General features: G+C 60.6%; 12 protein-coding genes. 1 reads left to right on the top strand and 11 read right to left on the bottom strand.

Annotated elements, in window-relative coordinates; genetic code table 11:
• Positions 1-67: 67 nt before the first annotated feature.
• From RUI03_RS11855 to RUI03_RS11810, 10 genes are all read right to left on the bottom strand, one after another.
• Positions 68-688 carry a F0F1 ATP synthase subunit B gene (locus RUI03_RS11855; RefSeq protein WP_317287676.1) on the bottom strand — a complete coding sequence of 207 codons (621 nt, stop codon included), beginning with the start codon at positions 686-688 and terminating at the stop codon, positions 68-70.
• Between the two features lie 2 nt (positions 689-690).
• Positions 691-1,272 carry a hypothetical protein gene (locus RUI03_RS11850; RefSeq protein ID WP_317287675.1) on the bottom strand — a complete coding sequence of 194 codons (582 nt, stop codon included), beginning with the start codon at positions 1,270-1,272 and terminating at the stop codon, positions 691-693.
• A gap of 84 nt (positions 1,273-1,356) precedes the next feature.
• Positions 1,357-1,581, bottom strand: coding sequence for a F0F1 ATP synthase subunit C (locus RUI03_RS11845; protein ID WP_317287674.1), 225 nt, complete (start codon positions 1,579-1,581; stop codon positions 1,357-1,359).
• Between the two features lie 72 nt (positions 1,582-1,653).
• A complete protein-coding gene (locus RUI03_RS11840; protein WP_410795946.1) occupies positions 1,654-2,463 on the bottom strand; it encodes a F0F1 ATP synthase subunit A in 810 nt (269 codons plus the stop codon).
• A gap of 54 nt (positions 2,464-2,517) precedes the next feature.
• Positions 2,518-2,823: an AtpZ/AtpI family protein gene (locus RUI03_RS11835; protein WP_317287672.1), complete on the bottom strand. Its 306-nt coding sequence runs from the start codon at positions 2,821-2,823 to the stop codon at positions 2,518-2,520.
• 169 nt (positions 2,824-2,992) lie between these two features.
• Positions 2,993-3,352, bottom strand: a complete 360-nt coding sequence (locus RUI03_RS11830; RefSeq protein WP_317287671.1) for an MmcQ/YjbR family DNA-binding protein — start codon at positions 3,350-3,352, stop codon at positions 2,993-2,995.
• Complete coding sequence (gene smc, locus RUI03_RS11825) at positions 3,352-6,828, bottom strand: chromosome segregation protein SMC (protein ID WP_317287670.1); 3,477 nt, start codon at positions 6,826-6,828, stop codon at positions 3,352-3,354. The genes RUI03_RS11830 and smc overlap by 1 nt, the downstream gene beginning before the upstream one ends.
• 174 nt (positions 6,829-7,002) lie before the next feature.
• Complete coding sequence (locus RUI03_RS11820; RefSeq protein ID WP_317287669.1) at positions 7,003-7,743, bottom strand: DsbA family protein; 741 nt, start codon at positions 7,741-7,743, stop codon at positions 7,003-7,005.
• Between the two features lie 138 nt (positions 7,744-7,881).
• Positions 7,882-8,730, bottom strand: a complete 849-nt coding sequence (locus tag RUI03_RS11815; protein ID WP_317287668.1) for a hypothetical protein — start codon at positions 8,728-8,730, stop codon at positions 7,882-7,884.
• 62 nt (positions 8,731-8,792) lie between these two features.
• On the bottom strand, positions 8,793-9,293 hold the full coding sequence (locus RUI03_RS11810) for a DUF721 domain-containing protein (protein ID WP_317287667.1): 501 nt from the start codon (positions 9,291-9,293) through the stop codon (positions 8,793-8,795).
• A gap of 13 nt (positions 9,294-9,306) precedes the next feature.
• On the opposite strand from RUI03_RS11810, the gene mutY reads away from it, so the two are divergent.
• Positions 9,307-10,368, top strand: a complete 1,062-nt coding sequence (mutY, locus tag RUI03_RS11805; protein WP_317287666.1) for an A/G-specific adenine glycosylase — start codon at positions 9,307-9,309, stop codon at positions 10,366-10,368.
• Here the strand turns inward: mutY and RUI03_RS11800 are convergent.
• Entirely contained in the window at positions 10,365-11,402 is a 1,038-nt protein-coding gene (locus RUI03_RS11800; RefSeq protein WP_317287665.1) for an SIR2 family protein, read from the bottom strand. The two genes, mutY and RUI03_RS11800, sit on opposite strands and share 4 nt — an antisense overlap.
• Positions 11,403-11,472 lie beyond the last annotated feature (70 nt).

Raw genomic sequence — 11,472 nt, 5'->3', positions numbered from 1 at the left:
TCGATGATACGGAGGCTACTCTCGAAGGGCGTGATCTGAAACCCGCCAGCAGTTGAAACGGCAGGCGTTAATTCAGCCGACCGCGAACATCAGCGATGGACTTGTCGATCAGCGCGGTCTGCGCGCGTTCATCCACACGGCTGGCGATGATCTCACGCGCTGCGGCGATGGCGAGATCCGCCGTCTTGGCGCGCATCTCGTTGATGGCTTGGGCCTCTGCGCGAGCAATGCGATCGGTCGCGGCTTTTTTGCGGCGGGTCAGCTGTTCGTCCAGCTTGGCGCGGGCCTCTTTGGCCATGTTCTTGGCGTCTTCCTTGGCCTGCTCGATGATGCTTGCGGCTTCATCTTCGGCTTCGCGCTGACGCTTCTGGTAGTCGGCGAGCAGCTTCTGCGCCTCTTCGCGCAGGGAGCGGGCTTCATCCAGCTGGTCGCTGATCTCGGTCGCCCGACGCTTCAGCATCCCGCCGAGCATGCTCGGCACTTTTTGCCACTGCATGATACCGATAACGATGAGGAAGCCGATCAGGACCCAGAGATTGCTGTCCATGAGGATCGAGCCGTACTCATCGGCGGGCACGTCGATGATTTCCTCGGCGACACTCTGGCCGCCGGTCAACTCACCATAGGTGTCGTTGTGGTCGTCGTCCTGGACGAAAAATTCCAGCATGTCAGATGTAGTGACGCGCATGATCAGGCTCCCAGCTGGGACAGGGCGGCCTCGACGACGTCATCGGAAGGCGTCTCGTCGATCAGGGCGGCCACAATGGCTTTGGTGGTGTCTTTGGCTGCGTCGCGGATCCCCTGCGCGGCCAGTTCGGCCGTCGCGTGGATACGCTGTTCTGCGGCATGAATGTCGGCTTCGAGCTGACGATCCGTCTCTGCCTCCATCTCGGCGATTTCAGCGTCGAGGGATGACCGGGTCTCAGCTGCGATCTGGGCCGCGCGGGCCTTGGCGTCGGCGAGGGCCTTCAGATAGGTCGCCTCGGCCGATTCGGCCTGGCGCTTGAATTCTGCGGCCTGGTCGTAATCGTCAGCGATCCGGTTGCGGCGCTCTTCGATCACGCCGCCAATGCGGGGCAGGAAGATCTTGCTGCACAGGACGTACAGCGAAACAAAAATGATCAGAAGCCAGAAGACCTGGCTGAGATAGGTCTCGGTGTTCAGCTGCGGCAGGCCGGCTGAATGTTCTGCTTCTGCAGAGGCGGCGGCGAATGCCGATCCGGTCGACAGAAGGCTCGCGCCCATAAGGAGGGTCAAACGACGAAAGACCATGAGTATCTATCCAAGCGTATAAAAAACGTCCTGTCGGCCAGCAGACGCGGCTGCCGCCAACAGGACGCTTGAACTGTTCCCGGTTTACGAGAAGAGGATCAGAACCGCGACGACCAGGGCGAAGAGGCCCGTGGCTTCTGTCAGGGCGAAGGCGATGTAGAACGTGCCGGACAGGCCAGCCGTTGCTGATGGGTTCCGGAAGGCACCCTGCATGTAGTTCCCGAACAGGATACCGAGGCCAAGGCCAACGCCCAGAAGGGGCAGAACGGCCAGGCCGGCACCAATATATTTCGCTGCTTCCGCGTCCATTGTAGTCTCCGTTTTTCTAACGTTAGTTGGGCGCCGACGTCGCCGGTCACCGGTGAACTTTAGGTCTGTCTTCTAGTGGGCTGGGTGCAGCGCATCCTGAAGATAGATTGAGGTCAGCATCGCAAACACGAATGCTTGCAGAAATGCCACGAGAATTTCCAGAAGGAAGACGCCGACAATGCCGATCATGGGCAGGAAGGCGAAGATCGAAATCACGCCGCCGGCGGTGATCATGCTCGCCGCAAAACCGGCAAACACTTTCAGGACGATGTGCCCGGCCAGCATGTTGGCGAACAGTCGGACAGCAAGGCTGATCGGGCGCGAGATGAACGACACGACCTCAATCGGCACGATCAGAAACAACAGCCACCACGGCACACCGGCAGGGGCGAAAAGGCGCAGGAAGCCAAGGCCATTCTTGATAAAGCCGATGACCACTACAAGCCCGACCGAGATACAGGCCAGCATGAAGGTCACGATGATGTGGCTGGTGGGCGTGAAAACGTGAAAGCCGTCAGGCGTGCCTGGAATGGTTGGCAGCAGTCCGAGGAAGTTGGACAGGAAAATGAACAGGAACAGCGTGAAGACGAAGGGGAAGTACGGCCGCCCTTCGGTCCCCATGGCGTCACGGACCATCTTGGCGATGAACTCGTAGGCCATCTCGGCCAGCGACTGGGTCCCGCCGGGAATCAGGGAGAGCTTGCGCGTCGCCACGGTCAGAAACAGCACGGCAACACCAAGGCCGATGGCCATCCACAGGGTGGAGTTGGTGATCGACAGGTCAAGGGCGCTCGGATCCGTTGGCAGGGGAATGATCTTGCGGATCTCGAACTGCTCGAGCGGTCCGGCCACACGGGCAGGATCGTTGAGCAGTGAGCGCATCACATAGCCCAGTGCTTCAGTTACCAAATCGGCCATTGCCGTTCTCACCTTGTCTTACGATCCCGAACTTTTTTTCACTTCCCGCCAGATGCCTCGCATCCCTGCGGCAAAGCCGATCAAAAGCCCGATAATCAATCCCACTGCATGATTGCCAGCCAGTTTTCCGATGAAGAAACCGATAGTGGCCCCGACGACGGTACTGACGACAAACTCGATCGCGATGCGTAGACCTTCGCCCGCTCCCTGGCCAGCGCTAACCTCGTCCTTCGGGTCAAGACCCGCTCTCTGACGGCCGCGTTTCAGACGTTCGTCGAAGTCTTCGGTGGCATCATCATGCCGGGAAGGGTCGTCGTCAGTCATGGCGGAAATGCGCGGAAGTGCTCCGCATCCGTGATCAAATTCCGCGGGGGTCTAACCACGCCTGATGGGGCCGTCAACTCTTGCGAGCGGGTTCGGGGCCTCGGATCGGGCGATATGCTCAAAATGAGCCTCAATGGGGTTCTCGCTGCGCTGCAAAAGACACAATCGGTCATGGGAGAAGGCCCATCGCCCGTTGTTTTTTCTGGCTGAGCCCGGCGGCCACGAGACGATGGGACGCGGCGATATAGGCCTTTAGTTCGTCGTCTGCGAGGCCGGGTCGGGCATAGTGCTGGATCCAGCTCATCCCGCGCGAGGCGAGATAGGGCGCACCGCGAAGGCCAGGCTCATCGGCCATCAGGGCAAACTGCTCTGGAGTGACCTTGAAGGTGATGGCGAACAGATCGCCATTGTCGCGGCCCATGGCAAAAACCTTGTCCACGACCTTCCACACATCGGCACCGCCCCATTGGCAGACATAGGTCGTGGTGGGGAGGGCGTCGCAGAATGCGTTGAAGCCCTTCTGATCCATCAGGCTGCCAGTTTTTCCGCCTCGGCAAGATCGACACTGACCAGCTGGCTGACGCCGCGTTCGATCATTGTCACGCCATACAGCCGGTCCATGCGCGACATGGTCAACGGGTGGTGGGTAATGGCGATGAAGCGCGTGTTCGTCTCCTGCGCCATGCGGGCCAGCATGGCACAGAAGCGGTCCGTGTTGGCATCATCGAGGGGCGCATCAATCTCGTCGAGGACACAGACAGGCGCCGGGTTCGATTTGAAGACGGCAAAAATCAGCGCGGTGGCGGTCAGTGCCTGCTCACCCCCTGACATGAGCGACATGGAGGAGAGCTTTTTGCCCGGCGGTGAGGCGAAGATCTCCAAACCGGCCTCAAGCGGGTCGTCACTGTCGACCAGGCGCAGCTCGGCCTGACCGCCGCCAAACAGCTCAACAAACAGGCGCTGGAAGTTGCTGTTTACAGTGTCAAAGGCATCGAGCAGACGCTGGCGACCGTCCCGGTTCAGCCCGCCAATGGCACCGCGCAGCTTGGCGATCGCCGCTTCGCAGTCTTCCCGCTCGGTGGCGATTTCGGAGAGACGACCGTCAATCTCTTCCATTTCCTGATCCGCGCACAGATTAACGCCGCCCAGCGCTTCGCGTTCGGCCTTCAGCTTGTTGATCTTGGACTCAAGGCTGTCATGGTCGGGCAGGGCGTCATCAGCGCCGTGTTCGGCAAGAACCAGCAAGTCTTTCGGATCACCCTCCTGCACTTCCTGCGTTCGCTCAACGGCAAGGGTCAGACGTTCACGGGCCGCTTCAGCCTGGGCTTCAACACGCGCTTTTGTCTCGCGCGCCAGGCTTGCGGCTTCGCTCGCCGTCCGCGCGGCGCGTTCAGCGTCCACGAGGCTCGACTGTACCCCGGCCAGCTGATCGGCCGCATGACGCCGGCGGCTCTCCGCGGCGGCAAGGGTTTCGGCGAGCGTCTCGCGACGTTCCTCGAGCTCTGCAGGCACACGTTCTGCCTTGGCGAGCGCCGCGACCGTCTCCTCATGGGTCTGAACGACCATCTGGGTGCGCTCAGAAGCCGTTTCCTTGCGCTTGATCCATCCATCGCGCTGCTCGGCAATCTGGCGCAGGCGCGCAAGCCGGGCGTCTGCCTCTCGGCGCAGGTCAGCGCGAATGCCGCGGGCGCGGCCATTCTGGTTGCGGGCGTCGTCGCGGTCGCGGCGTGCCGTAGCCAGAGCGTCCTGCAGGCGCGACAGGTCTGGCAGCCCCTCGAGTTTGCCTGTCGCCTCATTTGCTTCTGCCTCGGCGATGGTCAGCCGTTCCTGCACATCCGCCACGCGCGCGCTGATCGCTTCGCTGCGGCTCTGACGCTTCTGTTCCTCAGCGGACAGACGGTTAATATCCCGCTCAAGCGTGATGGCGGCCTGGCGAGCCTCGTCATTCATCTTGCGCGCTTCGGCCACCTGCGCGGTCGCGGTCACCAGATCCGCCTTGTGCGTGCCCAGCGCCTGTTCGGCGGCATCGCGGCGTTCAAACGCTGCTTCCAGATCGGCTTCGCGCGCGGCCAGCTGGCGCTTCTGTTCGAGGCGCAGGGCGGCGGCAGTCTTGGCGCCCGCCTTGGCGACGTAGCCGTCCCAGCGCCACAGGTCGCCTTCGCGAGACACCAGACGCTGTCCAGGGGCCAATCCGGCGGCCAGCGCTGCGCCTTCTTCAGCCGTCACGACACCGATCATTTTCAGTCTGCGCGACAGGAGGGCGGGTGCCCGAACATGACCGGCAAGGGATTGCGCGCCGGAAGGCAGTGCCTGCGCCATCATTTCTTCGGCACCGAGAGGCGACCAGTGCTGATCGGCCTCGGCATCGTCACCGGCCTCAAGCCCGTCATCAAGAGCCGCGGCGAGGGCACCCTCGAACCCTTCGTCCACGGAGATATCCTCGAGGATTGCACGGCCCTTTGGTTCTGAGGCGGCAAGAATTCGGCGCAGGGTATCAACTTCGGCCTGAATGCCATTGACCTCGGCCATGGCCGCATCGCGCGGCGCGCGGGCGCCCTCAAGAGCCTCTTCGGCACGGCGACGGTCCGCGGTTGCGCGCTCAAGAGCAGCGGCGGCTGTTTCTGCCGCAGCCGTGACCTCGGCAAGGCGCGCTTCTTTCTGCGCGATCTCTTCGGACTTGGAGCCTTGCGCCTCAAAAGACGCTTTTTCCTGCTCCGCCCGCTGAAGATCGCCCTGCAGCCGCGCCACACCCTGACGGGCACGTTCCGCAGCCGACGTCAGTGCCCGACGCTCAGCCTCGGCCTGCGCCAGCACAGACTGGGCCTTCTCGGCTTCTGCCTCGGCGCCGTTCAGCCGTTCCTGTGCAGCATTGACCTCACGCTCGGCATCATCGAGCCGTTGTTTTTCAGATGCTGCCCGATCGTTGAGCTGCGTTTCTTCCGTGGCCAGCGCTTCAAGAGCCTGGGCGGCGTCGCTGCCCAGATCCTTTTCGCGGGCCAGCTCGCGCTCAAGGCGCTCCTTGGTCTGAACAAGCCGTTCAAGATCCGCTTTGGCACGCGCGACCTCGCGATCATAGTTCTGTTGTTCAACCTCAAGGCGGTGCAGAGCCGCCGCGGCCTCTGCCTCTTTCTGGCGCAGGGGCTCGACAAGGTCGTGCTGTTTTTCCCGCTCAGCGTTGGTGGAGGCCGCGGCGCGCACCGCCTGCTCCAGATCCGCAAGCACAGTCTTCAGGTTTTCTTCGGACGCGGTAACGGCGTCGGCGGCTTCCTTCCAGCGACCATAGGCCAGCAGCGCCTCCGCCTTTTTCAGGTGGCCGGCAATATTGCGATAGCGCGTCGCCTGGCGCGCCTGCCGCGACAGGACCTGCCGCTGGGATTCAAGCTCGCCCGTCACATCATCAAGCCGTTCAAGATTGGTGGACGCCGCCTTAAGCCGCAGCTCCGCCTCATGCCGACGCTGATAGAGGCCGGTAACGCCCGCCGCCTCTTCGAGGAATTTCCGCCGGTTCTCCGGCTTGGCGTTTATCAGGTCCGAGACCTGCCCCTGGCGGACGAGGGCCGGGGAGTTGGCGCCGGTTGCCGCATCGGCGAAAAGTAGTTGGACATCCTTGGCGCGCACTTCCTTGCCGTTGATCCGGTAAGTGGAAGAAGTGCCATCTGCTTTCTTGGTGATCCGGCGGGAGACCTCGAGCGTTGGATGCTCGTTATATTCGGCCGGGGCCGTACGGTCTTCATTGCTGATCTCAAGCGACACCTCTGCCCAGCTGCGGCCCGGACGGCCGGGGCGGTCCGGTGTGCCAGTGCCGGAGAAGATGACGTCTTCCATCCCGCCGGCGCGCAACGCCTTGGCAGAGGTCGCACCCATCACCCAGCGCAGGCCTTCAAGAAGGTTGGACTTCCCGCAGCCATTCGGCCCGACAATGCCGGTCAGGCCGGGACGGATCTCAAAATCGGTCGGTTCAACGAAGGATTTGAATCCTGTCAGCCGCAGTTTCTGAAAGTCCATCCGGGTCAGCCTTGATCATGCGTGTGGTGATGCCGTTAAAGCTTTCGCAACACCTGTTAACGGCAGGTTAACAGACTTGCTGCGGCGATTCTTTGGTCAAGAGCAACAATAACAAACGACAACGAAAAAGCGCGCCCCGAGGGACGCGCTCTGATTGATCGTTCGAGGAAAAGCTTACTGTTCAGCCTTCTTGGCCAGTTCGGCGTCGAGGATCTCGGCGAATTCCTCTGCCGACTTGCCCCACGAGATTTCCTCGCCATCAATGAACAGGGTCGGCGTCTTGCTGACTTCGAATTCTTCGTGGCCGGAGACGATGTTGGCTTTCACGGCCGACTTGACGTCTTCGCGATAGAAGCACTCCTCAAGCCCTTCACGATTGATCCCGGCTTGGGCAGCGATATTTTCGAGCACGGCACCGGGGGTCGGCCCATAGGCCCACTCACGCTGGCGTTCGAACAGGGTGCCAAGCATTTTGAAATAGGCGGGAGAGCCTTTCTGCGTGGCGGCACAGCGCGCCAGATAGAAACCGGCATAGGCCAGGTTCTGCGGATTCGTCGGAAACTCACGGAACTCGATAGAGACTTTGCCGGTGTCGATATAATCGGCCCTCACGCCCGACAGGACTTCGGTGTGGAAATAGGCACAGGCGGGGCAGACGACCGACGCATATTCAATGATCTTCACGGGCGCATCCGGGCTGCCCAGCACCATGGCGTTGCCCGCCTGGCTGCCTTCCGGCGCCGCGACAACGCGTTCACTGGCGGGCGCGGCGTCGGCCTGCTCGCTGGCGCTTGGCGCGGCGGTTTCAGTCGGCGCGGCGGTCGTTGTCTCTTCGGCACTGTCGGCGCTGTCCGAGCCGCCGCAGGCGACGAGGGCGATGGAAGCAAGAAGCGGTAGAGCAAACAGTCGGCGCATCGAACGGGTATCCCTTAATCGGCGATCAGTATTGTGGCGGACACTCGCCGAACCCGGCGCGCTTGGCAAGTCAGGCGTCACCCGGCCGGCCGTGACAATCCTGCCATGTACGGGCCTGCGGGCGCTCACCGCAGCGGCCTATCGGCAAAGTTTGGCGACCAATTGGTCAACACTATTGGCATCAGTGCCGGTTGTCGGGTCGCAGACATAGGACGAATTGTTCGACGGGGCGAAGCGAGAGACGCGGCATTTTCCATAGCGGCCCCCCCGTTCGATCATCTGGGATTTTTTCCGGCCCGACCCTTTCGTCACAAGACGTTCGGCCGCGCAGTCCCATTCATAGCTGCAGCCCACCGTGTTGCAGGAATTGAACACGATTGCCGCATCGCATTTGAAATATCCAGCCTCGATCTGGCGACGGCAGGCATTGCCCGGCGCGCCGGCCTCTGCCGTTGTGGTCTGAGCATCATCGTCGCCCGATAAGAGAGCCCAGAGCAGCACACCGCCAAGGATGGTCGCTCCGATGGCGGCAGCGTCGCTGCCGCGTTCTGCCCGAAGGTCGGTCTCATAGGGGATGAACGCGCCGTGCAGCAATTCACCGTCCCGGGTCTGCCCGAAATACATCTTGGTGACACTGCCCATGCGACTGGACAGTTCGGGCCCCAATGGGGGGCCGAGGAGGATCGGATAATCCTCTCCCTCCAAATAGAGCCAGAATGTCTTGTCGGCGGCCCGATAGAAGACGCTCTGCGCAGCATAGGGAAAAGGCGGGGCGAAATAGACGTGCATCTCATCCGCCGGGTCGCCCGGCGAATAATAGTCCATGTCGGCATCGTTGAAATAACAGTCGACGCCCCGCGCCTGCAGGCTGGAACAGACCGACGTCGGATGGCTTTCGGACTGAGGCGTCTGGGCCTGCGCCGTGGTCGCCATCAACACCATCAGGATCAGGGCGGTCATGGTCCCCGTGACGTGCCGTGCTTTCATTTGAACATCCCCCGATCGGTGCCGTACCCTAACAATCACTGCGCCGCATGGCGACCCGACCTTCAGGGCGCGTTGCGTCGTTCCTGCATCGACAGCCTCAGGCGACGTAGCGCCTCGTCAAGATCCCGCGCGGGAGGCTGTGCCACGGGCTCCTCTCGCGGGACGGTGCTGGCGGTATAAGTGCGGCTGGCCCAGCGGGCGCGTTTGGCCTCGGGCTTGGCAATCGTCCCGGACTGCTCAATCACCAGTTTCTTGAGCCCCGGCAAGCGCAGATAGGCGCTGGCCCGCGCCAGGATCGCGGCCTGCGAATATTGCACTTTCATGGCCGCGGCACCGCTGGGGACCGAGACCACGAGCGTGTGGCTCTTGCCCGCCTTCTTCAGTCGTACTGGCCGACAGACCTTGGCCATATCCTCGCCGGCGATCTCTTGCCAGCCCGCGACCAGCTCCGGGTCGAGGGCACCGGATGCCTTGGCCAGGGCCGCCAGGCGTTGGGCCACGGACCGGCTCACCTTGGGCGGGGCAGAGCGGACGGGTTTCGTATTGACGGGCGGGTTGGACATGGCATCAGGGGATATGGCTTCAACAGCAACTCTGCGCGGACAGACCGGCAAGGACAAGACCGGCTTTTCCGACCGGCTTCTCGACTGGTACGATGACAATGCCCGGACCCTGCCGTGGCGGACGGGGCCTGCTGCGCGACGCGGCGGGCAGATGCCGGACCCCTATCGCGTCTGGCTGTCCGAAGTGATGCTGCAGCAGACAACGGTGGCGACGGTCAGCCCCCGCTTTGAGACGTTTCTGCGCCGCTGGCCCACAGTGGCTGATCTGGCCGCGGCCCCAATCGATGATGTGCTGGGGGAATGGGCCGGTCTTGGTTATTACGCCCGCGCCCGAAACCTGCACGCCTGCGCGGTGGCGGTCACGGAGCGGTTCGGCGGGCAATTTCCTGACACGGAAGAGGAATTGCTGACCCTGCCGGGGATTGGTCAGTATACGGCTGCAGCGGTGGCGGCCATCGCCTTTGATCGGCCCGCGACGGTGGTCGACGGCAATGTGGACCGCGTCATCGTGCGCCAGTTCGCGCTCGACCGCCCGGTGCGGGAGATCAAGCCTGAGATCTATGCCCACGCCGCTGACCTGACACCTGTCGCGCGCGCCGGGGACTATGCCCAGGCGATGATGGATCTGGGGGCAACGGTCTGTCGGCCGAAATCGCCGCAATGCCTGTTGTGCCCGGTGCGGATAAGTTGTGATGCCCATGCCGAAGGCATCGCTTCGGATCTGCCGATGAAGCCGGCAAAAAAAGCGCGGCCCACACGTTATGGCCATGTCTATGCGGCAGTGAACAGGGCGGGCGCGGTGGTGACGGAGAAGCGGGCGGACAAGGGTCTGTTCGGCGGCATGGCGGGCCTGCCCACCTCCGACTGGTCAAAGGACGGCCTGCCGGATCGGGACGATCCGTTCCCGGCCGACTGGGTTGAAGAAGGCGCGGTGGAGCACACGCTGACGCATTTTCATCTTGTCCTGACCGTCTGGCGCGCGGGGCTGTCCCGCCTGCCAAAGGGCTATCAGTGGACAGAGGATATGAGCACCCTGCCGACGGTGTTTCGGAAGGCGGTGGAAATTTCTGCTTAATTAACCCTAATCACCTGCGGCTTGGGTTTTATTGCCGTTTCTCCAAGACTGAAAAATCCCTGTCTAGCTGCCTTGCTGACACCTAAGGGACTGGACGCCGAGCCCTTCATCATTTGCCTTTCTGATAGGCCAAGCTTTTCCATGCGTGACTGTAGATCGAGATCGCCACTGTAATTCAAAGCAAGGGTTTTATCCGCATACTTCGCAAGCTCGAGCAATTCAACATTCTCGTGGGCGAATTCGAATCCGACACAGTATATGTCATCAGCTTCTGATAAAAACTCATCAATTTTATCATCTTTCTGCTGACCGGTTTCGTGAATAAATTTAATACTTTCAGAAAATTTTCTCAAGCTGTGAACGCCAGTCAAGCCTTCAAATTTTGGAAAACTCCCATGTACGTGAAATACTTCAGGTAAAGCAGAGTCCATATCTTCGCAAAACCTAGGTGCGTGAATAAAAAAATTATGGAGCGCGTCCTCGATAATCGTATCGTAATTGAAGGTAATGAACCGCAAGCTGTCGGATTGAAGTTCACTAGAATTTGATTTTCCGTGGGTGTAATTTTGCATTAAAGTCGCCAACCAGTTCTGTCTGGAGTCGATGAATGGGCGCCGCCAACGTAGTGTTGGATAATATTTGGCGACGGATCCGAATTCTGTATTTTCAACTCGAAATGTATGTGCGCCTTTTAAAATTTCTCTGGCTGAAAAAAGTTTGGCATATTTGGAAACATCGTCACTGTCATTTATGTAGGAAAACAGATCAATCGACGTTGAAAAGCTATTTCTGCTCTTCTCGTAGAGATTTCTGATGCCGGCTGCATGTGTGCCATGAAAAACCCCATCGATTTCATAAACTAAATCTGCAAGATCTAGCTGGAGAAATTCCTGAGTTTCCTTCGGCGTTCTCAGGCTTCGCGCGCTCTCATATTTTTCCGCCTCGCTCAACAACTTACGGAAAATTTGCTCACTTAAAGGCAGACCAAACTCCGCGCTTGCTCCTGCACCCACGATAATAACTTTTTTTCGCATTGGACGCCTTCGACCTAATCTCAATGCAAGTTACGAGTGCAATACGACGTTTCAAGCGAATTTGTTCGAC

Source organism: Parvularcula sp. LCG005, assembly GCF_032930845.1.
In the GTDB taxonomy this organism is placed as follows: domain Bacteria; phylum Pseudomonadota; class Alphaproteobacteria; order Caulobacterales; family Parvularculaceae; genus Parvularcula.
The sequence above is the reverse complement of the archived record's forward strand: the minus strand, read 5'-3'. Positions and strand labels throughout refer to the sequence as shown.